The sequence below is a fragment of the Clostridium sp. D53t1_180928_C8 genome (assembly GCF_015667795.1).
Taxonomy (GTDB): Bacteria; Bacillota; Clostridia; order Clostridiales; family Clostridiaceae; genus Clostridium.
The window spans coordinates 3,204-28,888 of record NZ_JADPEL010000026.1 but is presented as its reverse complement, the minus strand read 5'-3'; the positions used below and the strand labels follow the sequence as shown (position 1 = coordinate 28,888).

Annotated in this window: 22 protein-coding genes and 1 riboswitch; of the genes, 7 read left to right on the top strand and 15 right to left on the bottom strand. The window is 28.2% G+C overall.

The genetic code is table 11. From position 1 onward, the window contains the following. Positions 1 to 53 precede the first annotated feature (53 nt). The 3 genes from I4V51_RS14070 to I4V51_RS14060 form a co-directional block, all read right to left on the bottom strand. A complete protein-coding gene (locus tag I4V51_RS14070; RefSeq protein ID WP_195989072.1) occupies positions 54 to 2,129 on the bottom strand; it encodes a cellulase family glycosylhydrolase in 2,076 nt (691 codons plus the stop codon). 181 nt (positions 2,130 to 2,310) lie between these two features. After that, a complete protein-coding gene (locus I4V51_RS14065; RefSeq protein ID WP_195989071.1) occupies positions 2,311 to 3,000 on the bottom strand; it encodes a radical SAM protein in 690 nt (229 codons plus the stop codon). A gap of 57 nt (positions 3,001 to 3,057) precedes the next feature. Then, positions 3,058 to 3,615, bottom strand: a complete 558-nt coding sequence (locus tag I4V51_RS14060) for an ECF transporter S component (protein WP_195989070.1) — start codon at positions 3,613 to 3,615, stop codon at positions 3,058 to 3,060. Positions 3,616 to 3,764: 149 nt separating this feature from the next. Further along, positions 3,765 to 3,811: riboswitch (PreQ1 riboswitch) on the bottom strand. 188 nt (positions 3,812 to 3,999) lie between these two features. Between I4V51_RS14060 and I4V51_RS14055 the strand changes: the two genes are divergently transcribed. Then, positions 4,000 to 5,067 (top strand): PTS sugar transporter subunit IIC, encoded by a 1,068-nt coding sequence (locus I4V51_RS14055; protein WP_195989069.1) that lies wholly within the window; start codon positions 4,000 to 4,002, stop codon positions 5,065 to 5,067. Positions 5,068 to 5,115: 48 nt separating this feature from the next. On the opposite strand, the gene larC is transcribed toward I4V51_RS14055, so the two are convergent. The 11 genes from larC to I4V51_RS14000 all read right to left on the bottom strand — a co-directional run bounded on the left by larC (position 5,116) and on the right by I4V51_RS14000 (position 17,523). Beyond that, positions 5,116 to 6,366: a nickel pincer cofactor biosynthesis protein LarC gene (gene larC, locus I4V51_RS14050; RefSeq protein WP_195989068.1), complete on the bottom strand. Its 1,251-nt coding sequence runs from the start codon at positions 6,364 to 6,366 to the stop codon at positions 5,116 to 5,118. After that, positions 6,366 to 7,109 carry a nickel pincer cofactor biosynthesis protein LarB gene (larB, locus tag I4V51_RS14045; RefSeq protein ID WP_195989067.1) on the bottom strand — a complete coding sequence of 248 codons (744 nt, stop codon included), beginning with the start codon at positions 7,107 to 7,109 and terminating at the stop codon, positions 6,366 to 6,368. The genes larC and larB overlap by 1 nt, the downstream gene beginning before the upstream one ends. Before the next feature lie 47 nt (positions 7,110 to 7,156). Next, positions 7,157 to 8,278, bottom strand: a complete 1,122-nt coding sequence (locus tag I4V51_RS14040; RefSeq protein ID WP_195989066.1) for an aldo/keto reductase — start codon at positions 8,276 to 8,278, stop codon at positions 7,157 to 7,159. Between the two features lie 237 nt (positions 8,279 to 8,515). After that, positions 8,516 to 8,854, bottom strand: coding sequence for a DUF6054 family protein (locus I4V51_RS14035; protein ID WP_195989065.1), 339 nt, complete (start codon positions 8,852 to 8,854; stop codon positions 8,516 to 8,518). A 200-nt stretch (positions 8,855 to 9,054) separates the two neighbouring features. Then, the gene (locus I4V51_RS14030; RefSeq protein WP_195989064.1) at positions 9,055 to 10,269 is read right to left on the bottom strand and encodes a hypothetical protein; all 1,215 of its coding nucleotides are present in this window, start codon (positions 10,267 to 10,269) and stop codon (positions 9,055 to 9,057) included. Positions 10,270 to 10,494: 225 nt separating this feature from the next. Further along, positions 10,495 to 11,148, bottom strand: coding sequence for a hypothetical protein (locus I4V51_RS14025; protein WP_195989063.1), 654 nt, complete (start codon positions 11,146 to 11,148; stop codon positions 10,495 to 10,497). A gap of 121 nt (positions 11,149 to 11,269) precedes the next feature. Further along, a complete protein-coding gene (locus I4V51_RS14020; RefSeq protein WP_195989062.1) occupies positions 11,270 to 11,935 on the bottom strand; it encodes a YoaK family protein in 666 nt (221 codons plus the stop codon). Positions 11,936 to 12,012: 77 nt separating this feature from the next. Continuing rightward, positions 12,013 to 13,833, bottom strand: coding sequence for a PAS domain-containing sensor histidine kinase (locus tag I4V51_RS14015; RefSeq protein WP_195989061.1), 1,821 nt, complete (start codon positions 13,831 to 13,833; stop codon positions 12,013 to 12,015). A gap of 210 nt (positions 13,834 to 14,043) precedes the next feature. After that, entirely contained in the window at positions 14,044 to 14,637 is a 594-nt protein-coding gene (locus I4V51_RS14010; protein ID WP_195989060.1) for a GNAT family N-acetyltransferase, read from the bottom strand. 237 nt (positions 14,638 to 14,874) lie between these two features. After that, entirely contained in the window at positions 14,875 to 16,326 is a 1,452-nt protein-coding gene (locus tag I4V51_RS14005; RefSeq protein WP_195989059.1) for a leucyl aminopeptidase, read from the bottom strand. 111 nt (positions 16,327 to 16,437) lie between these two features. Next, on the bottom strand, positions 16,438 to 17,523 hold the full coding sequence (locus I4V51_RS14000; RefSeq protein ID WP_195989058.1) for a choloylglycine hydrolase family protein: 1,086 nt from the start codon (positions 17,521 to 17,523) through the stop codon (positions 16,438 to 16,440). A gap of 180 nt (positions 17,524 to 17,703) precedes the next feature. On the opposite strand from I4V51_RS14000, the gene I4V51_RS13995 reads away from it, so the two are divergent. From I4V51_RS13995 to I4V51_RS13970, 6 genes are all read left to right on the top strand, one after another. Continuing rightward, positions 17,704 to 18,000: a YciI family protein gene (locus tag I4V51_RS13995; RefSeq protein ID WP_195989057.1), complete on the top strand. Its 297-nt coding sequence runs from the start codon at positions 17,704 to 17,706 to the stop codon at positions 17,998 to 18,000. 233 nt (positions 18,001 to 18,233) lie between these two features. Beyond that, positions 18,234 to 19,619: a penicillin-binding Tp47 domain A-containing protein gene (locus I4V51_RS13990; RefSeq protein WP_195989056.1), complete on the top strand. Its 1,386-nt coding sequence runs from the start codon at positions 18,234 to 18,236 to the stop codon at positions 19,617 to 19,619. 62 nt (positions 19,620 to 19,681) lie between these two features. Continuing rightward, the gene (locus I4V51_RS13985) at positions 19,682 to 20,818 is read left to right on the top strand and encodes an FMN-binding protein (protein WP_195989055.1); all 1,137 of its coding nucleotides are present in this window, start codon (positions 19,682 to 19,684) and stop codon (positions 20,816 to 20,818) included. Then, the gene (locus I4V51_RS13980) at positions 20,805 to 21,881 is read left to right on the top strand and encodes an FAD:protein FMN transferase (RefSeq protein ID WP_195989054.1); all 1,077 of its coding nucleotides are present in this window, start codon (positions 20,805 to 20,807) and stop codon (positions 21,879 to 21,881) included. The genes I4V51_RS13985 and I4V51_RS13980 overlap by 14 nt, the downstream gene beginning before the upstream one ends. Continuing rightward, on the top strand, positions 21,871 to 22,251 hold the full coding sequence (locus tag I4V51_RS13975) for a NusG domain II-containing protein (protein WP_195989053.1): 381 nt from the start codon (positions 21,871 to 21,873) through the stop codon (positions 22,249 to 22,251). Before I4V51_RS13980 ends, I4V51_RS13975 begins: the two co-directional genes overlap by 11 nt. 19 nt (positions 22,252 to 22,270) lie before the next feature. After that, complete coding sequence (locus I4V51_RS13970; protein WP_195989052.1) at positions 22,271 to 22,774, top strand: Gx transporter family protein; 504 nt, start codon at positions 22,271 to 22,273, stop codon at positions 22,772 to 22,774. Positions 22,775 to 22,866: 92 nt separating this feature from the next. Here I4V51_RS13970 and I4V51_RS13965 read toward each other — a convergent pair. Further along, on the bottom strand, positions 22,867 to 25,685 hold a 2,819-nt coding region (locus I4V51_RS13965; protein WP_195989051.1), incomplete at its 5' end, for an exo-beta-N-acetylmuramidase NamZ domain-containing protein.

Here is a 25,685-nt window from a genome sequence, read left to right as displayed (position 1 = left end):
TAATATTTAGATTTACCTAAGAGGTAGATATAAAAGTTGCATATCTCTTCTAATTATTTATTACATTCTCTTCTTTTGAAAAATACAACTCCACCTATAGCAATAAGGATTAATGCTATCCCACATATAATTGTTGTACTAGTTACAGCTCCAGTTTTAGGTAGCTTATCTTTTCCTGAATTAATGCTTTGATTAGTATTTTCAGGATTTGAATTTATAGATCCATTACCACCTTCATTTTTATCATACGAACCATCAGCACCTGGATTTTGATTATCTTCATTTTCTCCTGGAGTTTCCTCATCCTCATTATCCTCTCCTGGATTTTCAGTATCATCATCCTCATTATTTTTTTCATTTCCAGTACCAGTTATATTAGCTCCATCTTTTACCAAAATATAGTCAACTACTTGGCCATCATAAAATTCAAAAGCAAATTTAATTTCACCATCAGTTACTGTATAATCATTAAAGAAATTATTATAAATTTCTATTGTTCCATTTTCATAATCTGCTATAAATGCACTAGTATATTGTAAATAACTCCACCAACTAGAGTTAGGACCAATTATATTTCCATCTTTATCATATGCAGTAGCCCGTCTTAATTTTGTTCCATTAAATTTGGTTGGAATACTAAGTCCATCTGTAGTTCCATTTGTATTTGATAATACTGGTTCAGTATATTTAACTAAATATTGATGCCAGTCCGCACCTTCAGAAAATTTCATTACTAAATCAGCAATATCACCATATTCATCTTCTGCTAAAGAGTTAAATTTATTATTTATAAATGACTTTAAAAGAGTAACTGTTGAATTATCCTTATTAAAAGTATAATCAATACCTTCAGTTAATCCTTTAATACCTTCAAATTCATTTCCATTTAAAGTTAATTCTATTTCTAAATCTTCATTCACTAATTCTTGCAAATATATAGTGTTCAATCCAGTAGAGTAAGAAGATCTTTCTCCTCTTATACCTGCTTCTAAAGCATTTCCTACTAAAGGCTTTCTCCAAGAATATTCTTTAGTATCTAATCTATCTATTCCTGAGCCATTATCCCAGAACATTATACTAATATCATTCTCATCTGCTAAATGACTAATATAATCATAATATTTTAACTCTTCACCTAATTGATTACACTCATTACCTGCATCATAACCTAATAATCCCCATTCACCAATTACAACACCAATTCCATCTTGTGTAAAAGTTCTAGAAACTATATCAAACATTTCTTCTGCTGCTTTTCTTGCAGTATAATCATTGCTCCAATCAAAAAGGGGTTCATCAAATCCTGTTTTACCAAGATTTGCACTAAATACCCATTCACTATAATAATGTACAGTAGCTATAATATTTTCATCCATTAAACTAGTAATTAACTCTTTTAATGGATTACTTTTTTCTGGTGAATGATTTGTATCCATTGTAGGCATTACTATCATTCTAGCATCATTTTTTCCACCAGAATTACGAATAACCTCATAAGCTGCAAGATTAATTATATCTAATTTATCTTGCTTAAATTCCTCATCTCCTTCATTAAATCTTGGTTCATTTATTGTTTCAAAACACACCTCTTCTGGAAAATCCTTAAATGTATCTGCAAGTTGTTCCCATAAATCTATAAAGATCTTATACTCTTCAGATTCTTTGTTCCCATCCCACTCAGCAAGCCATATCCAAGAATCATGGTGAAGGTTAACCATTACATAAAGTCCTTCCTCTAATGCCCAATTAACAACTTCCTTATATCTATCTAACCATACTTGATCTATTACATATTTACCATCAACTTCTGAATATCTTCTATATGCTGTAAATGGAATACGTATACTATCATATCCTTTTTCTTTAATCTCACTTATAAGTTCTCTTGTTACAACTGGATTCCCCCAAGCTTCTTCACCTTGATCCTCCTTATCTAAATCTGCATCAAATCCATCAAAAGAATTACCTAAATTCCAACCTTTTCCCATGGCCTCAACATATATTTGAGATGTACTTTTATTATTTTCTTTTGCAAATACACTATCTTCACCTATAAATGCTAGTGATGCTACCATAGATAATGTTAAAATACTAGCTGTCAGTTTCTCTAAAATTTTTCTTATTTTCACAAACTCTTCCCCCTTTGATTTTTATGAATAACACATGTAAATGTTAACATAACTGTTATAATGAAAAAACACTACTTTTTTTACATGAAAATCATTATTTTTTATACATTTTATACTAATTTTGGATATAAATATAAAAAGCAATAACAAACCAATATTGATTTATTACTGCTTCACCTAATTAATCCCCTACTCCAAAATCAGTATTATGGTATAATACCTCAATTGTTGGATGTTTATCTAGATACTTATATTCTTTTCTAAACCACTGAACTAATTCCTCATCTCTTTTAATAGCCGTGGTATTATTAACAAAAACATTAATAGTTCCATACTTAAAGTTTTCTAAAAGGATTTCTATATCCTTTTTAATCATTTCCTTTGTTTGTCCTTTTATTCCAACCATTAAACATACAGATTGAAAGTTCTTTGCAACTTCTTCTGCCTCTTTAAATTTAGCATTTTTATTAAGAAAATTATTTCTAAAATCATAGTCAAAGGTTTCAATACCAATTTTAAATATTATAGGCACATTAAAAAAGTTTCTAATTTCTTCTAACCTATTTCTATAACACCAGTGACTTTCAAAAAATAATAATTTTATCTTTTTCTCATTAACTATTTTCTTTATATAGTTCATAGTTTCCTTAGGAATTTCAAAGCAGCTACCTGAATTAATTACCTCAAGGACTCCAAATTCTCCAGTTACATTATCTAAAACCTCTTTATTTAGCATATTTAATTCTTCTTCATCTTTTCCATTGTCATCAATGTAATCACAAAAGCTACATTTTCCCCAAATGCAAGGAAAAGCTCTTAACAAAACTATTTCTCTATTATTTTTATTAGTAATTTTATTATATCTGTCCATATTTATCTCCTGATAAGTACTTTTTTAATACTCTCTTCTTTTTTATATTTTAATATTCTAATAAATACTTTGAATTTTAAAGTTTTTAGGAATAACTCTTATAGCATTGAAAACTAATAATACTATTATCATTTTATCTATAAATTCAGTTAATATTTGAGTTACAAAAACACTTGGTACTAATCCAAATCCTAAACTATTTAAGTACATAACTATTATAGAATTTCCTGAAGATGTTATGCCTCCAAATACAAATGCTGATGCAAGAGCAGCTACAAATGCTGAACATATAGCTATTGTTAATGTTATAAATGGTATGATAGTTCTTTTTCTAAAAGCACCTTTTTTATAAAAAAATCCTGCTAAAAGTCCTACAACTACCTGTGATGGTATAAAGTAAAATGCATAAGGATCAAAAGTTAAAGTTGTTATTAAATAACTTAATACTCCTGTAGCTACCCCTGATAATGGTCCAAATAAAAATGCAACTATAAAAGTTCCTATAGTATCAAGAAAAATAGGTAACTTAAGTGCAACTGCAATTAATGCTCCAATAACATTTATACTTACACATAAAGATATAAGCACTAATTTCTTTGTGTTGTTTTTCTTCATTTTCTTCACTCCTACTCATTACTTTAGTAAGGGTAAGAAAGGTTTTTTCTGACTACCAAAATAAATAAACCCCTAAGCTATAAACTTAGAGGTCCTATAATCAAAACATACTCTTATTAATTTATAAAAATAATAAAATTATTCTATAAATAAGCCTAGTTTTTTATAGAGGGATGGTCATACGAACCTCTCCTAGTAATCCTACTAGATTTTATAAATTTCTTTCATATTATATATTTATTTTATATTTTTTGCAATACTATTTAACTTTATCTAGAGCCCAACCTAACATATTGATTGACCTCGCAGGTAAAGTTATGCTAAACTAAATTCTGTATTACAAGTGTATATACACTTGTCAGCTTTAAGGGAGGATTAATTAATATGAAAAATTTAAAACAATACTTAAATCATATATTTATTGATGGATTAAGTGGTATGGCTTTAGGGCTATTTTCAACATTAATAATAGGTACTATTCTTCAACAAATAGGAAATCTTATAGATGGAAATATAGGAACTACAATATTTCTTATAGGAAAACTTGCTGCAGCCGCTACTTGTGCTGGAATAGGTGTTGGTGTTGCTTATAAGTTTAAGGAAACTCCACTCGTAGTAATCTCAGCAGCCGTATCTGGTATGGTTGGTGGTTTTGCTACTAAAATACTTGCAGGAAATATTATGAGCGATACAGGAATTATTACACTTGCTGGTCCTGGCGAACCCTTAGGTGCTTTTATTGCAGCTTTAGTTGGAATTGAAATTGGACATCTTATTGCTGGAAAAACAAAAATAGATATAATACTTACTCCACTTGTTACCATTACAGCTGGATCTTCAGTAGGGTTACTACTTAGCCCTCCAATATCACAATTCATGACATGGCTTGGAACAATAATTATGTTTGCTATGGAACAACAGCCTTTTATTATGGGTATGCTTGTTTCAGTAATTATGGGTATATTACTAACACTTCCTATTAGTTCTGCTGCTATAGGAGTTATATTAAACCTTGATGGAATAACTGCTGGTGCTGCTGTCGTTGGTTGTTGTTGTCAAATGGTTGGATTTGCAGTAGCAAGCTATAGAGAGAATAAATTTGGAGGTCTTTTAGCACAAGGAGTTGGTACTTCAATGCTTCAAATACCAAATATAATAAAAAAACCAGTAATATGGTTACCTGCAATTATCTCTAGTGCAATATTAGGACCTATTTCTTCAACATTCCTAAAGATGACTAATAATGCAACTGGCTCTGGTATGGGATCTGCAGGATTTGTTGGACAAATTATGGCATATCAAACAATGACTCAAACAGCTTCATCAAAAATAGTTATGTTACAAATAATAGTTATGCACTTTGTATTACCTGCACTTCTTACATTTATAATTTCTGAATTTATGCGTAAGAAAGAATGGATTAAACATGGTGATATGGCTTTAGACTTATAAAAAAATTTGCCCCTGTAGCGCCCCGGAGGCGCCCCAGGGGCAAACCCATTATTTTACTTCTCTTATTATAATATTATATACATCCTGATATGATAAACCACTACTTTTACAAATATCTATAACACTACTATACTCTGGATAAAACCTTTTTCCTGAAGACACTTCACAAATTTTAACTTGTACTTCTCCTAAGGATGTTTTAACCTTTTTTAACTCTCTATTTAGTACAGTTCTCTCCATACGCTGTCTTCTAATACCAATAGTAGTAGTTTCCTCAAATATAATTTCTTCTAGCTTTGAAATATCTTCTTCTTTGCAAACTACATTTAGTTGATATGCAGGACGATTTTTTTTCATATAAACAGGAATATAATGAACATCCCTTGCTCCAGCTTCAAAAAGCCTTTCCATTACAAAACCAAGAGCTTCTCCACTACAATCATCAATATTACTTTCAAGTTTATATATATAATCACTTTCCATTGAATTATCTTCAATTAACATAGCCCTTAATATACTATGTCTTTCATAATTTCTCTTTCCAGCACCAATACCAATTTTCTTAACAGAAAATTTTTCTGGTAATTTACTAGAAGTAATTATAGAGGCAACAATTGCTGCACCTGTTGGTGTAACAAACTCTCCCTCTGAATCTGTTAAATGTAAACTTAATCCATTATCAGCTACAATATTTGAAACTGCAGGAACCGGAATTGGAATAATGCCATGTTGACATCTAACAAATCCCCTACCCTCATATAAAACAGGAATTATTGCTTCTGTAATATTAAGATTGTCCAAACAAACTGCTACTGCTACAATATCTACAATAGAATCAACTGCACCAACTTCATGAAAATGTACTTTTTCAATATCCACACCATGAGCTTTTGCTTCTGCCTTTGCCAATATAGTAAATATATCTATAGCAATTTCCTTTGCATGCTGTGTAATTTCTGCATTATTTATAACTTCAATAATTTCATTAAGACCTCTGTGTTCATGCTCCTTGTGTACTAAATGGTTATGAGTTACATTCATCTCATCTTTATCATTACCATGTAAGTACTCAATATCATGATCATGATTTTCATGCTTAGAATCAAGTATTACATTAAAATCGCAAGCATCAATACCACTTTTTAAAACCCTACTTATTTTAATTTCAAAGCCTGTTACATTAAGACTTTTTAAAGCTTTTTCTAAAACCTCTTTATCAGCTCCTAAATCTAAAAGAGCTGCTACCATCATATCTCCACTTATTCCAGAATAACACTCTAAATATAATTTGCTACTCACTATTTTACCCCCAATCTGTTAATCTGCGTTGCAATATATCCTGCTCCATATCCATTATCAATATTAACTACTGAAATTCCATTTGCACATGAATTGATCATAGTTAAAAGAGCTGATAATCCATTCATATTAGCACCATATCCAACAGATGTTGGCACAGCAATAACAGGTTTATCTACAAGTCCACCAAGTACACTAGCAAGAGCCCCTTCCATTCCAGCAACAGCTACTACACAATTTGCACTTTGAATTACATCTAATCTAGAAAATAATCTATGAATTCCACTAACTCCAACATCATAAATTCTCTCTACATTAGTACCAAAATACTCAGCTGTTTGTGCCGCCTCTTCAGCTACAGATATATCAGCGGTTCCTGCTGTACATACTGCAATCTTACCTACTCTCTTCTTGTCCTTCTTTTCAATTTTTATAATACGAGAAATAGTATCATATTCTACTTGAGGATACTTTTTCTTAATAAACTCATATTGTTCTTGTGAAGCCCTTGTTCCAAAAACCTCGCCATCCTCTTGATATAATCTCTCAAATATTTTAAATAAATGTTCATTAGTTTTTCCACTACAAAAAATTACTTCAGCAAAACCAGATCTCAACTTACGATGAGTATCAATCTTTGCATAACCCATTTCCTCAAATGGCTTTCTTCTAAAATATCCTTCTGCTTCTTCTATAGAAACTTCGCCATTTTTAACCTTCTCTAAAATCTCACGTGCTTCCATAATTCCCTCCATACTGTTTTATCCTATAAAATTATAATCAAAAATATTTATCCTTCAAACAATCTTGCAACGTCTTTTAATTTAGAAGTTATTTCAATATGCTGAGGACAACTCTTTTCACACTTTTTACATCCAATACACTCTGATGCCTTTCCAAAAATTTTAGCATAATTATCATAATAAACCTTTTGAGTTAAAACCCCACTCTTTAAATCTTGATTTTCTCTATTAAATAATGCGAAATATTTTGGTATAGGAATATTCTTAGGACATCCATCAACACAATACTCACAAGCTGTACAAGGAATTGATATTGATTCATTAATAATTTCTACAACCTTATTCACTATATGATATTCCTCATTGATATAAACTTTACACTCTTTCATATATTCTGTATTATCTAATAATTGCTCCATATCTGACATTCCACTTAATACCATAATTACACCATCTAAACTAGCAACAAATCTAATTGCCCAAGACGGAACTGACATATTAGGACTATATTCCTTAAATAATTTTTCTGCCTTTTCTGGTACCTTTGCTAAAGTCCCACCCTTAACTGGTTCCATAACAATAATATCTTTATTATGCTTTCTTGCTACTTCATAACACTTTCTAGATTGAATTCCTTCATCTTCCCAGTCTATATAATTAAGCTGCAATTGAACAAAATCAACTTCCGGATGATCGGTTAAAATTTCGTCTAAAACATCAGCTGTTGAATGAAATGAAAAGCCTATTTTCTTTACCTTTCCTTCAGCCTTTTTTTTACTTATAAACTCAAAACATTTTAATCTTTTAGCTGTAGCATAATACTCAACTCCAAGATTATGAAGCAAATAATAGTCAAAATAATCAACTCCACATTTTTCTAATTGCTCATTAAAAATTTTTTCCATATCATCTTCTTTTTTTAAGAACATAGTTGGCATTTTATTTGCTACTGTAAAAATATCTCTTTTATGGCGTTTTACTACTGCTTCTCTAAGTGCAATTTCACTTTTAAATGAATGATACATATATGCAGTATCAAAATATGTGAATCCTCTTTCTATAAAAGTATCAACCATCTTATTCAAAGCTTCCATATCAATACTCTCTTGATTATTAGCATCTTTTAATGGTAACCTCATAAGTCCAAACCCTAATTTTTTTTGTTCCATTTTACACTTCACCCCATCATTACTTCTATAAAAGTGAACTAAATATATTTAATCTATAACCTGTTCACTCCTTACCCTAATTCTAATAATAGCATCAACAACCCATTTACTCAATATTACCATTGATTCCATATATATCATTTTATCGCTTGAAGTTAACTCCAAGTCAATATATTTTTACAAAAAAATTCCTCTGAAATTAATTCTAAGTTGAATTAATCCAGAGGAAACTTGTCCCTAAATTATGTACTTTCCTAAAATAGTTCTTGGTGCAGTAGCAAACTTATCGCTAGCTCCCCAGTCAAACCTAAATAACCCTTGACCACCGCCTCCACCAATACTATGTACTTGGGTAATACCTTTCATATTATCCATACAAATAGTTAATGTTAATCTATTTCCAGCTCTATTATAATACTTTTCATAAACAGCAACTATACTTATATGTTCTTCATCAGCTTTAATAACATGATAGTCTATTCTTTCACCAGTAAAGCTTCCATCTACTATTCCTTTATCTAACATTTTAAATGCATCTGCTATTGGTAAACTTACAAAAAAATTATCACTACTCATCGTAACACCCCTTTGCTTTAATTATACATATTTCAAATCCTTTTGCAATACATTTTACCTTATTAAGTGATAATTTTTACTTCTTTTGATTTTATATCATACAACATATTTGTATTTAATATTAATTTTTTCAAAAAACATTTGCTATTTACACAAGCAGTGATTATCTACTTACTATAACCACTGCTTATGATAATATATTATTTAATTTTAACCTCTTTCATTGATCTTCCCTTTTTAGACCAAATAGGTACATTAACAACGTATCTTTCAATTATGTCCACACCAATTTCTTTAGCCTCTTCCTCTTGAATCATTTCTTTTATTTCATTTAAAATTTCTTCTAAGCTTTTCTCTTGAACTATAGCATATAAAAACTTTAAAAACTCATCTACTTCCTCTTCAGACATAACAAAATAATTTAAAAATCTTCTTTTAAAATCTTTTGCATAACTATTATTTACTTCCCAATTGCTCTTTGCTAATGATAATAATTCACTCTCTGAAAACCTTCTATAATCCTTATTTTTCATTTTTCTATTAATTTCATTATAAAGATTAACATAATTATCAATATTAGAATTAAATACAAAAACACCTTCAACAATATAATCATCACTATATTTAGAGCTTTCTCTTAAAATATTTACTAAGTACTCATGATCATATTCTTCATTTAAGTATTGCTTTACAAATTGAATAATTTGATATTCTTCTAATAAACCGTATGCTCTAACCATTCCCTTATATAAGCTTATAATTTTAGTATTATTTTTAATTTTACGCCTAACTTGGAAATCATCTAACTTTTTAACAATTTCTTCAGTTATAGTTGGCATTATAAATACCTTTTTTCCTTCATTATTTTCTGTTGGAAATATTGCTCCAATATCAGCAAAATAATCTATATAAATTCCATCCTCATCAGATATATTATTAAAAATTCTTTCACCATTATTTTTATAATACTTTTTTAAGGCTTTAAGTGCTTTCTCATCTAAAAGCTGTAGCTTATCTAATATAAGCTTTTCATAAGACTCTAATATAAGCTCCTTTAATTCCTGCTTTTTATACTTATATACTCTTTTAATACTTAAAGCTTCAGCAATTTTAGACAACCTTTCTCTTGTAATAGATGATAAAAGTTCATTTAAATCTCTAGAATATGGTGTACTTTTAAATTGTCTTTCAATCTTTTTAGTATTTGATTCTCTTATGGAATTACATAATTTCTCCATAGCAATTAATATATTATTAAGTTCTTCATTATACTTATCTTCACCATTTTTTTGCTTAAATTCTTCTAAATCAAGGCTTTTATACTCCTTATTGACGCACTCCTCACATAACCATAATTGCAAATTGACATCAAAAAAGATAGCATCTTTCCCACACTTCTCACACTTTTGTTTCATTCTCACGACCTCCATTCTTTACCCTTTACGCCTTTATAATTATTTCCAAATAATATAAAATTTAGTCGCACTTTATGTAAGTTTTGTGCTTTTAAAATGCAAAAGTAGTACTTTAGTTCTATCCAAACTAAGTACTACTTTATAATATTTCTTTATAATATTAATATTCCTAAAAGTTATAAACTGTTACTACTTTCCATATAACCTTTTAGATAATATATAAAATTAATTTATAACACTAGCTCCTATTCTAAAAATACTTAAATTAGCTGCACTTCCTGATACTACCCCATTTATTAGTTTTATTGGGCCTTCAGAAGCATTTTCTATATAAAATTGCATATTAGCTTCTGGTAAATATACACTATAACTTAATGATGCAGTTGCTGATTCATTAGCTAATTTTGTATATCCTGTAAAAACAGCTTCACCTGCATTAATATATGGTTTACCATTACTATAATTAAAATACAATACAAATGATCCTTGATAATAATCTTCACTATTTATAGGTGTGTTTATATTTTGCCCAGATAAATTTACGCCTCCCGGAAAAACAAATAATGAAGAAGTAATAAAATATATTCCAGGTTCTACTACAGTAAAAATACCATTTTTAGATACTTTTATCTTATCTTTACTTAATATAGTTTGTCCTGAAGCATACTCCCACCCTGTTATATTATCTCCATTTTTTATTATATTATTTTGTAATGTGATATCAGGTTGATTAATAATAAAATTAGCCATTACATTAGGTGAATTTTCTATTGTTCCTGGCTGACCTTGTGGTCCAATTATATAGCAGTATTTTACACCATTACAATCATAACATTTTGGATATGGATAATAATAATCATAATAATCATTAGTATACATAAGATTATCTCCTTTAATGTTTAATTAAAATAATATCTTATAAAGATATTATTCATTTACATTAAAGTTAGTTACTATTTTAAATAGTAAAACCTACTTCACTAATTAATATATTTTTTTATTAATCAACACTCTCTTCTTTCTTATATCCCATAATACCTAATGATATCACTAGTGGAATGCATGGAATTAAAATAGCTTTTTTACCTATATTCACTGAAAAAATACCTCCAATAAAAGCCCCTATACAAAAAACTACTATTATAAAATAATATTGTAATGATATATTTAAATAACTTTTATCTTTAGTTCTCATAAAAGTAACTATTTTTTCTGTTCCACTTCGTAAATTACCAGTGCACATAGTTGTAGCATAAGCATTTCCATGAAACTTTCTAAAACTTTCTACCTGCATTGCACAAATCAATGAAACCAAAGTATTAGCAATATAATCATATGGTATAAAGGCCACACATATAAGTAAAACTATTTCTATTGCTAAAACGCCTTGTCTCCAATGTATTTTTTCATGCTCTAATAATTTATCTCTTATAATTTCAGCTAAAAAAACACCAACAGCAAAAGCAATAATTGGAACTATATATTTAAAAGTATCACTAATATTTCCTTCTAAAAAACTAATTCCAAGCATCACCATATTACCTGTTTGAGCATTTGCAAATACCTTTCCCCTACATAAATAAGTATATGCATCTAAAAATCCTCCTGCTAATGCTAATAAAACTCCTACTCTTAATGATTCTGAATATTGCTTTTTTTTACTCACAAATACATACATCTCCTTATTTAATAATATTAAGCAGAGAACTATTTAAATTAATAGCACTCTGCTTTATCTTATTTTTATATATAAATATCTGAAAACTCTATATTCATTCTTGTTACCAATCCATTAGATGACTCATCACAAGAAGTTTTGTTAACGTACTCTTCCCCTTTTAAAACCTTACAAGGTAATTTTACAGTAAACTCACTTCCAACTCCAACTTGACTTTTAACTTTTATTGTAGCACCCTGAATTTTTACTAAGTCCTTTACTAAAGATAATCCAATACCACTGCCCTCACTTCTTTTTCTTAATCTATCCTCTACTTGCTTGAATCGATCAAAAATAATATGCAATTTATCTTTTGGTATTCCAATTCCATTATCTTTTATAGTTATATTAAAAGTATCTCCACAATCATTTAATATAACATCTATCTTACCTGGAGAATTAATATACTTAATACTATTAGAAAGTAAATTAAGTATTGTCCGCTCTAATTTTTCTAAATCAAAAGCTATTATTTTCTCCTCTACATTAGTATCAAAAGTTAAAGTAATATCATTTTGTTTAGCAAATTCAGCTACAGACATGGCTATGTTTTCCACAAAACAAACTATATCTTGATTTTTCGGTTTATACTCATAATAACCACAATCAAATTTAGTAGAATCAATTAAATTAGTAACCAATCTTAATAATCTTTTAGAATTCTGATTTATTATTTCAATATAATTTCTTAACCGTACATTTTCTTCTAATGAATCCTTTTCTAACAATTCTAAAGTTTGCAGAGAACTAAAAATTAAATTTAAAGGTGTTCTTAACTCATGTGATAAATTAGCAAAAAACTCTAGCCTTAACCTTTCCATTTCACTTCTATGAGAAACATCCCTACCAATAGCAATAATACCAACCAAATTACCATAACTATCAAAAAACGGTTCTTTAATTATTTCAAACATTTTTATTTTATTTTTAATAGTTATTTGTTCAATATAAACTATTCTTTTTTTATTATTGATTACTTCTAAGTCTGATTCTAATGAGTTTTCATGTGTCTCCTTTAGCCTCTCAATACTTGAAGCAACCTTTCCGATAACCTCTTCCCTTGTAAGACTTAAGTCATTTAAAAAAGTACTATTACAATCTAAATAAACTCCATTAACATCTTTACAAACTATATGATAAGAAATATTGTTATTAATTACCCGCAATAACATATTTTCCTTAGCTATTTCTTCAAGCTTACCAATTACATTTTCAAATGCACCTATTATACCAATAATTTTATTATCACAATATATTGCATATCTATGTAAAAAATAAACATTATCATTTAATTTACATATCTTTTTGCTATAAGGTTTATTTTCTTTAATAAAATCCTCAGATGATTTTATATATAAATTTCCAAGATCCTTTTCATACAAATCAGTATCCGTTAATCCGTTAATATCCTTACCATTATATCCTGAAAATTTATTAAATAATTCACTTCCATCAACATATTTATTATTTATATCCTTTACAAAAAAAAACTCATAAGTATCTTTTATATAACGGGATATTTCTTTTAAAATACATTCTTCTAAATATAATAAAATCCCTTTATCGTCCACTTTTTGTACTGTAATCTTAATAAAGTTCATTAACTTTTTTATATATTTAATATAAGTCGAATTTTCTTCACTAATTACTATATCATTTTTAAATTCAGGAAAAATATTGAAAAAGTCTTTATTTATAATCTCTTCTAAGTTTACTCCTAAAATAGATAACACTTTATTATTTGCATATTCAATACTCATTTTTAAGGATCCATTTATTAACTTTTCATATTTTCCGTATATTATAGCCATAGGCATTTTTTCAAAAATTTTTTTATATTTAATCATACTTACCCTCATAATTTAAATACCATTTACTTAAAATTATAATCTAATCAAATTTAATCCATTTCTTCATTATAGTATATTTCTACAAATAATACCAATAAATTTTAAAAGTAGTGCTTATTTCCTTACAAAATAAGCACTACTTAAATTACATTTCATATAAATAATAAATTCATTTCTTAATTTCAAATTATATACAAACTATATATCTTAAATAGTTTTAATCATTCTATATAAAGTATGAGAATAATAAGGTTCCTCCTTTTCAAAAACGAAATTTAATTTTTCATAAAAACTTTTAACACCAGAATCTTTTGCTAGTAATGAACAAACCTTATAACCTTGTTTTTTTGCACTTTTTTCAGCTAATTTTATAAGTGCTTTTCCAATTCCCTTACCTCTAAACTCCTCTAAAGTAGCTAAATTGGCAATATAAAGTTCATTTTCCTCACACTCGTAAAAATTTAATTCTAAAATAACGTCCTTTAAAAATCTAATTTTATTTTTCATTCCTTTAATATACTTAAACAACTTAAGGCTTGTTATCAAATCTAGTTTTGATAACTCATTTCCCTTTAATAATATTATAGCTCCACAAACCTTCCCATCTAGTTCAGCAACTTCAACATTGTTATAAGAATACCTAGAACTCTCACCTTCAACTAGCCATTTTATTCTATCTATTATTTCTTCCTTACTTCCATAACCCCAGACGTGCTCAGGATCATCTTCCGTTTTATAAACTAATTCTGCTATAAATTCCGAGTCCCCCCTTGTTGCCTCTCTTAATGTGAAACTTTTCATAAACTTACCTTCTTCTTTTAATATAATAAAACTCTCTATATACTTATTATATTTTTTACCCATTCTAGATTTAAGGCTTTCTGACTGTTAAAATATGTACTTTTATGTTGATAAATCCTTAATATACTTACCATTACTTAATACAAATGTACTTAACATAATATAATAAAAAAAAGAGTAATATTAAACTTAATTAATATTACTCTTTTGATATAATACTTTTAAAATTATTATTTTTTACTTATGCTTACATTGATGTTTTACAACTAGTTCATATAATGTAGAAACTGGTGCTCCTGTTCCACCCTTTGGTGTAATATCATTTCCAGAATCTGTCCAAGAAGTTCCTGCTATATCTAAATGTAACCAAGGTTTATCTTGTACAAATTCCTCAATAAACATACCAGCTGTAATTGTTCCTGCATTACGTCCACCAATATTCTTAAGATCTGCAAAATCTCCCTTATAAAGCTTCTTAAAGCATTTATCATTAGGCAATCTCCAGAACTTTTCACCAGTTCTTCTTGCAGCAACTAATAACTCTTCATAAAAAGCATCATCATTGCTTACTACACCTGTTATTTCAGTTCCAAGTGCTACTAATACAGCTCCAGTAAGAGTTGCAACATCTACTAATTTATTTACATTTTCTTTTTCAATAATATAAGTAACAGCATCTACTAAAGTTAATCTACCTTCTGCATCAGTATTTAAAACTTCAATAGTTTTCCCAGCCATAGAACCAATTATATCACCTGGCTTATAGCTTCCACCAGAAATAGCATTCTCACAAGCTGCCACAACCGCTACAACATTTTTTTCTACTTTATTTTGAGCTAAAGCCTTCATTGTTCCAATAACAGCTGCAGCTCCACCCATATCACTCTTCATAGTATCCATAGATGCTGATGGTTTAAGAGAATATCCTCCAGTATCAAAAGTAAGACCTTTTCCTACAAGTCCAACTCTTTCATCACTACTAGCATTACCTATATATCTCATAACAATTAATCTTGGCTTATGAACTGAACCTTTACCAACTTCTAAGAATGCTTTCATCCCTAAATCTTCTATTTGCTTTTCATCAAATACTTCAACTTCAAATCCACTTTCTTTTCCTACTTCAACAGCTCTCTCTGCTAAAGTCTCTGGATATAAGATATTAGCTGGTTCATTTACAAGATCACGAGCTAAAATTATACCGTCTGCAACATTACTTGCTTCAGCAATTTTTTCTCTCATCTTATCAAATTTTTCTTTTGGTCCACCTATTATAGTTACCTTTGGTTCATAAGCTTCTTGATTTTGCTTATACTTATCAAATTTATAGCTAGCTAACTTTATTCCTTGTACTATAGACTTAGTAACTCCACCAGTACATAATCCATTAGCCTTTATAAAATTAATGCTTAAGTCATCTATTTTTAACTTTTCTGCTTGTTTAATTCCTCTAGCTACTGCATTTATTAAATCTATTCTTTCTAAGTCTTCATATTTTCCAAGACCTACAAAAATTTCGTAATTTAATTCATTAGTAGTTTTATAAAATACTTGACCACTTTTTCCTTCAAAAACTTTTTTAGATTTTAAAACTTCAACTACTTCATTATTTGATGGCTTATCTTCATATACAAGATTAATAGCACCTTGAAAGCTACCAACAGTTAAATCTTTTACTTCTATTATCATTTTCTCTCTCCTAACTATAGTCTTTATTATTTAATAACTTTTCTTTATTATACTACAAATATATACAAGGTCAATCCACATATTGGTTATATATATACATATTGTTTCATTTTATGTTAAATATTTAAAATCAACTTTTCTTCCCATATCAAATTGAATAAAATCATCATTAGATAATAATTTATTTAAATCTACACATTGTACTCTTTGGTTTTCATATGTAACCCAATAAAATTTTAATGATTCTGAACACATTACTGATGTATAGACTGTATAATCATAAGGTACTACACCTCTATCATACTTTGTTACATCCCCAGTTTCAGATACTTTAACTAATCCAAGAGGAAATGCAACATTATTAAATAAATGGATCGTATTACTTACTCCTTCTTCTTCATTTTTTCCTTTAACACCATACTTTTTTAAAAATGAAAGACGAATAAATCTTGATGGTGAAGAGCAATCTCCTGGAAGTCCTATAGCACCATTTCCTGAAAAACATTGTTCTAACTTATCTCCATTTATATCTAAACTATCATAATCCATATTTCTAACATCAAAATAATTTAATAAATTTAATCTATGCCAAGAGTAGTTTGGACTATTAGTCATAACACCCATAGAATTACGATAAATCTGTAATCCTTGTTCATCACTTTCAATAATTATTGTTTCTCCAGTTCTATCTGTAAATGCCCAATGTATTGTTGGTATCATTCCAAGCATAGGCATAGCTAATATTGTAACCTTATTATTAAGAGAATCAACTACCTCTTCTACATTTGAACATTGAGTTAAAATATATGTAACAACAAAAGGTGGTTGAAGTGGTAATGTTCCTTCCTTTGCTTCTGATAGATAATGAGCAAAATTACGAAAATATAACTGACCTCCCATTAAACCTTTTTCATTAACCCCCTCATATAAAACAGGTGTAGACTCAATAATAAGTGACCCTGTTCCTACTGCTGCATATTTAGATGTAGTTTTTGTATCTTTAATTACATTATTTTCTAAACTCGTTCCACACCCATAATATTCTTTGCCTTTGGGAATATAAGTTATCTTACTTCCTTCTGCAATTCTATTAAAATCAAAATTTCTTCCCCATAAATGCTTATTATCATCTGTATTCCATGCAATTGAACTACATCCACCATTCATATCATTTAAAACTTCTTTTATATTAATCATATCTTACCTCGTATAAATAAATATATTTTTTAATATTAATATCTTTTGCAAAATCAAGATTAGTAATTCATATTCCTAATACCCTATTTACTTATTTAAGTTTTTAATATCTCTAGACTATTCTTTATTTTTATTTATAATACTAAATAAATACTATTTATATTTAAGGAGGAAAGATATATGAAATATTTTGTTGTTGAAGGTATATTAAAAGCTGCTGATAAAATAAATGACACTATTATGACTGAACATATGGCTTATACTCAAAAATCAATAGATTCTGGACTTATATTAATGTCTGGACTTAAATCTGATATGAGCGGTGGTATATTTATAATAAAATCTGACTCTGTTGAAAGAATTAATGATTATTTAAATAATGAACCTTTTAATCTTTATGGAATACAAGATTATAAAATTACAGAATTTGATACTCATTATTGCAATGAATCACCTTCAGAATGGTTTAAAAAATAAAAAATATAAGTAGTCATTATAGATATCTTTATATAATGACTACTTTAAATTTAATTTCTATTATAAAATATTTAAGTACTTTTTTAACTATATTTATCTAATTGAGAATGATTATTGACTTCATCTCTTTGTTGATATATACTTTCCTTGTTATAACTTGAACTTTTTGGTACAAATTCACATTGATCATATTAAAGCGCGCTTTAAAATATATTTTGGGAGATTAATAAAATATGAAAAATAAATTTATAATATCAACATTAATTGCAATATCTTTAATAGGTTCATTAGTTTCTTGCTCTAATACAGAAAAAAGCAATACTTCAAACTCTGAAAGCACTGTTTCATCAGATGCTAAAGAAATAAATTATGTATATGGATATGCTCCATTAAGCTATGCTGAATATTGGGCTGCTGACCTTAATACTTCAGTAGAAAAATTAAGTATTGCTTCAAAAACTACTGATTCTGAAGGCAATAAAGATACTGGTATGTTTGATGCTGTTAGCCGTGCTACAACTAAACATGGGATTTATCGTTCTCAAATTCAGTATACAGTTGAAGTAACTGGTGAAAAAGTGCTTAGCACTGAAACTGTAGAAGAAAATGGACGTGAACAAACTAAATATACTACAGACTCAAATGATACTAAAAAAGTAACTGCAAAAGCTAATTTTACTGGTGTAGATCAAGAAAATAATTTAAAATTAGAAGATGTTGATGATTCAGTGTTATTTAAAGATGGATCTGCTACCTTCACTGTTGGAGAAGGAGATTCTGCAACTGAATATAAGGTTGTAAATTATGATGTTGCTGGATTTAATAAAATTCCTGTTGCTATACCATCAGATATGGTAGAAAATGCAAAATCACAAGGCTTTGTTGAAGATGATAGTGTTACTGCTGATACCTATGGATTAAAAACTATGGGAGCTGATGGTTCATATAGTAAAAGAAATGTATCTGGAAAAGCTTCTTCAGATATTACTGTAGTTGCTGATGAAGAAAAAATTACTTATGCTTATAATACAAGATTTGGATCAGATGCTGAAGCTTATATTTACTTAAAAAATAAATCTGGTGAAAATTTAACTGATGCTGAAGCCCTAGAATATTTTGCAAACTTTACTACTGCAAAATATGAATACTATGGTGATGATAGTACTTATAGTAATTTAGTAGCTACATTTGGGACAAAGCATGCTTCAGATACTTGGTGGAGTACTAATCATGGTGCTCGTATAGACTGTGGTATTAACTATAGTTTTGATCGTTTCAAAGGTGCAAATGCAGGATATTATAAAATCACTTTAATTGCTAACGGCTATGAAGATATTGAAGCTAAAGTTTGCTTTAAGGAAGCTTATCCAAATGAAGTTACTGCAACACTTTCTAATAATACTCTTTCACTTAGTAATATAGATAAAGCACTTCTTGCTAACTCTAAATTAACTATAAGCTCAGGAGCTGGGAAAAACACAGTAAAGATTCTTGAAAATGCCGATATAAATTCTACTACTTATACTGTTGAACAAGCTTTAGAAACTGGGAAAGATTATAATATTTCAATTACACTTGATGATTATCAACCTTTAACATTTACACTGACAGCAAAATAACTTTTAACAATTAGTTGCAGGTATATTAGACTTGCAACTAATATCAATTTTAGGAGGACATTATGAACTTTTTAATTTCTATTATAGTAACAATATTTATTATTTTTGTGGGTCGTAGATTTATAAAAAAACATTCAAAGCTTTGTTATGGAATATCAATAATTATATCATTAGCTTTAGTCATTGCCTCATATAGTGGTTCACTTTCAAACTTACCACCTTTTATTAATGATTATATACTACCCCTATTTACCAAAAGTGCATTTGCAACTTCAATTTTTGTAATAGTTATGTATACAGGTGCATTAAAAAACGGAAGTAAATTAATGAAAATTTTAATGCCAATTAGAGCAGAACTATCAATTATAGCAAGCATTCTTACTCTTGCCCATAACATTATTTTTGGTAGATATCACTTTGTGACACTGTTTACAAACCCTAAATCAATGTCACTTAATATGCTTATTGCAGCAATAATAAGTGTAATTTTAATTGTTATTATGGTTCCACTTATGATTACTTCTTTTCCAAGTATAAGAAAAAAAATGAAATATAAATCTTGGAAAAAACTTCAAAGATTTGCTTATGTCTTTTATAGCTTAATTTATATACACATAATGCTTATAATGCTTCCACTAGCTAAAAGCGGTAATTCACAATACATACTAAATGTTTTAATTTATAGTTTAGTATTTTTAACATATGCCATAATGCGTATTAATAAAGCATTAAATAAAAAATATTCAAACAAACTTAAAACTAATATAAATTACTTTGCTGCACTTATAGTTTTTGCTTGTATATGCTTATATATATTCTATCCTGCAACTAAAGAAAATAATATAACTACTTCTAATGAAAATAATAGTAATACTTTAGAAGAAACACCAACTTCAACTGAAGAAAAGAATACATCTACTGATACTACTTCTTATAAAGATGGAACATACGAAGGAACAGGCTCTGGATTCAATGGAAATATTTCTGTTAAGGTCACAATTGAAAGTAATTCTATTACTAATATAGTAGTTACAGATACAGTTGATGATGAACCATTTATAGATAAAGCTATAAACGGAATATTTGAAGCTGTTATAGAAGTTCAAAGTACAGAAGTGGATACTGTCAGTGGTGCTACTTTTAGTTCTAAAGGACTTATCTCTGCAGTAAAGGATGCATTAAAAGATGCGCAAAATTAATATAAAAAAACTTTTATTGCCATTAATTATTTTTTTAATAATAATTTTAGCTATATATGTATTTGCAAATAAACTTATAAATAAACAAGTTACTTCTTCAAATAATATAGAAAAATTAAGTAAGGAAGTTTTTGCAATGGATACTATTATGAGCTTAAATATATATAACTCCTCAAATGATGTATTAAATTTATGCGAAAAAAGAATTATTGAATTAGAAAGCTTATTTTCAACAACCAATGAAAATAGCGAAATTTCAATTTTAAATAATAATAGTAAAGCAATGCTCTCAAAAGATACTTTTAATTTAATAGAAAATTCTTTAAAAATATGTGATTCAACTAATGGAGCTTTAGATATTTCAATTTATCCCCTTGTACAAGCATGGGGATTTACGACTAATAGCTTTAAAGTTCCATCTGATGGGGAAATAAATAACTTACTAAACTATGTAGATTATAAAAAAGTTACTCTTTCAAAAGAAGATACTACAGTAACCTTATCTCCAAATATGAAAATAGATCTAGGAAGTACCGCTAAAGGTTATACTAGCAAATCCTTAATTGAAATTTTAAAAAATTCTAATGTAACATCTGCTCTTTTAAATTTAGGGGGAAATGTTCATGCTTTAGGTTCTAAACCTGATAATACACCTTGGAAAATTGCAATTAAAAATCCAAATAATAATTCAAATGCACTTGCTATTAATATTATTGATAAAGCTGTTATTACTTCCGGTGCTTACGAACGATATTTTATTGATAATAATGGTAAAAAGCATGGTCATATTATTGACCCTAAGACTGGAATTCCAATAGAAAATGATTTACTTTCTGTAACTATAGTTGGTGAAGATGCAGTATTATGTGATGCACTTTCTACTTCTCTTTTTGTTATTGGCTTAGAAAAATCCATTGAATATTGGAAGAAAAACAATAATTTTGATGCTATTTTTATAACTAAAAATAACAATATATATATTACAGAAGGGATTGCAGGTGATATCACTCTTTTAGATGATTATAGTGATATATCTCCTAATATAATAAAAAATGAAAATTAAAAAAACTTATGTACTTATATTACTATTTACTTGTATAATACTTTCAGCTATAAGCTTACTACTAATAAAAACACCTTCAAAAGGCACAATAGCTAATATATATAAAGATGGAATATGTATATATTCTATAGATCTTTCTAAAGTTACTTCACCTTATGAAATATCTTTAAAATATGATGATGAAATTAATATAGTTTCTATAGAAAAAAATAAAATATCTATTATTGATGCTAATTGTAATGATAAAATTTGTGTAAATCAAGGTCATATTTCAAATACAATTACACCAATAGTATGTCTTCCTCATAAAATTATAATAAAAATAGAAAAAGATAATAAACTTAATGAATTTGATGGTATATCACAATAATGGAGGTAAAACTATATTTATGAACATAAAAAAGTTAACAACTATGGCTTTATTGCTTAGTGTATCCCTTATAATCTTTATTGTAGAAGTTCAATTACCTTCACTTACCCCAATTCCTGGAGTAAAGCTTGGCCTTTCAAATATCATTACTGTTTATGCTATATTTATTCTTTCTCCTTTAGATACTTTAAGTATACTATTATGTAGAATATTTCTTGGAAGTGTTTTTTCTGGAAACATATCAGTTATCTTATATAGTTTAAGTGGTGGCCTGCTATGTTATTTAACAATGTTAATAGCTAAAAGATTTTTAACCTTAGATAGTATTTGGATATGTAGTGTTATTGGGGCTATATCTCATAATATTGGACAAATATTAATAGCTATTTTTATTACTAAAACACCATCCTTAGCTTTTTACTTGCCAGTTCTTTTACTATCTGGAATTATAACTGGAATGTTTACTGGAATTTCCGCTCAATATCTTATTAATAAACTAAAGGCTATTAAAAGCTCTATATAAAATTAAAGCAGTAGTTAAATATATATTCATTTAACTACTGATTTTTAAATTAACCAATATTAATTACTGCACTGTAATATTAAAAGTACTTCTTATACATCTTTCTTCTTTTTCATTATAAATATACCAAGGATAATAGCACCTAAAGCTAAAGCTATTATTGCAAATGATGATACTACTGCCCCTGTACTTGGAAGTTTAGAATTATTATTTCCTGTGTTTGACCCCTGATTAGAAGCATTATTAGACAGTATAACTAAATCACTCTTAGCTTTTTCAACATTTTTTATTACCTCAGCAATATCTGCTTCAGTGGCATCATTATTAGCTAATATTTCTTTTGCCTTTTCTAATTGAATATTTAAGTTATTTATACTTTCCTTTGTATACTTTGATAAATCCATTTCACTAATTGATTTTATTAAATTCTCAAGAGTAGACTTATCTGGTTTTAATACTAAACTTGAATATGCATTCATCAACTCATTATATGCTATATCAACTTCCTCCTGAGTTGCTTTTTCATTAGATACTATATTTGTAGACTCCTCCAACTCTATCTCTAATACTCTCCATGTTGATGATGTATAATTCTCCTTATTTAAAGAATTAATTTTATCTACAAGTGCCATAAGTGCTTCCTTGTTAACAATAACAACATCTTTACCATAAATCTTATAATCATTTATTTCTTCACTAAATTCTAATGATTCTTTATCAACTATTTCAAATAATTCTTCTAATGTATATTTTCCTTCCCTTACATAACTATTTCCAGCAAGTTTATCAATAAAATTAGTTGATAAATACTCAAAATTATCTGGATACATATCTCTTATTGTGTATAACATAGCTAATCCAACTTTTGCTGAATTAAACTCTTCTCTATTAGTAACATATACCTGAACTCCTCCACAAACTTGAGCTGCCTTTCCATCATATCCTGGTCCATATTTTGAAAATTGTGGAGTAAATGATGCCGCTCTAAACTTAACTCCTGGTAGATTTAATGAATTAAGTGCATTGGCTAATTCTAAAGGTTTAATCCAAGGTGCTCCTATTAATTCAAATGGTCTTGTTGTTCCTCTTCCTTCTGATACATTTGTTCCTTCAAATAAGCATGTACCAGTATAAACTATAGCCGTATTTAATGTTGGCATATTTGGTGAAGGCATAACCCATGTATTTAATGCAGTATCATCATAATACATATCTCTTTTCCAGCCACTCATTTCAATAACTTTTAAGTCACAATTTATATTAAATTTATTATTAATGTATTTAGCATATTCGCCTATTGTTAAACCATATCTTTGAACTATAGGATACATTCCAACAAATGAACTATATTTAGAATCTAATATAGTTCCTTGGACAGCTTCTCCTCCAACTGGATTTGGTCTATCAAAAACAACAAAAGTTTTATTATTCTCTGCACATGCTTCCATAGCATAAGCCAAAGTATTTATATAAGTATAAAATCTTGCTCCAACATCCTGCATATCATATGCTAAGATATCAACATTTTCTAACATTTCTGCTGTAGGCTTCTTATTACTTCCATATAAGCTGTGTACTGGAAGTCCTGTTATCTCATCAACTTCATTACCAACATTATCACCTGCTTGTGCATTTCCTCTTATTCCATGCTCTGCTGCAAATAAAGTTGTTAATTCTGTTCTTTCATATAAAACATCTATAGAACTTGTAAAATCACTATCCATACCAGATGGGTTTGTTATTAAACCTACCTTTTTATCTTTAAAAACATCTAAATAATTATCGATATTATCTATTCCTAGTTTAACTATTGCATCTTTATTATGATTATTTTCTTCATTAACTTCATTATAAAGATGATATTGCTTTGTCTTTTCCTTAAATTCATTAGAATCTCTATCTATTATTTCAAATAATTCTTCTAATGTATATTTTCCTTCCCTTAAATAACTATCTCCAAATAGCTTATCTATAAAGTTATTTGATAAATATTCAAAATTATCTGGATACATATCCCTTATTGTATAAACCATTGCTAAGCCTACTTTTACTGCATTAAATTCATCTCTATCTGTTACATAAACTTGAACTCCTCCACAAAGCTCTCCATTTTTTGTTTTATTACCATTAGAATCATATGTTGACCCATATTTTGAAAAGCTTGGTGTAAATGATGCTGCTCTAAACTTAACTCCTGGTAAATTTAATGAATTAAGAGCATTTGCTAATTCTAAAGGTTTAATCCAAGGTGCTCCTATTAACTCAAATGGTCTTGTTGTTCCTCTTCCTTCTGATACATTTGTTCCTTCAAATAAGCACGTACCAGTATAAACTATTGCAGTATCTAGTGTTGGCATATTTGGTGAAGGCATAACCCATGTATCTAATCCTGTTTCATCATAATACATATCTCTAGTCCAGTTAGTCATTTCAACTACCTTCAAATCACAATTTATATTAAATTCATCATTTATAAACTTAGCATACTCCCCTATTGTTAAACCATATCTTTGAACTATAGGATACATTCCAACAAATGAACTATAATTAAGATCTAATATATTTCCTTGAACTGCTTCTCCACCTAATGGATTTGGTCTATCAAAAACAACAAATGTTTTATTATTTTCTGCACATGCTTCCATGGCATAAGCTAAAGTATTTATATAAGTATAAAATCTTGCTCCAACATCCTGCATATCATATGCTAAGATATCAACATTTTCTAACATTTCTGCTGTAGGCTTCTTATTACTTCCATATAAGCTGTGTACTGGAAGTCCTGTTATCTCATCAACTTCATTACCAACATTATCACCTGCTTGTGCATTTCCTCTTATTCCATGCTCTGCTGCAAATAAAGTTGTTAATTCTGTTCTTTCATATAAAACATCTATAGAACTTGTAAAAT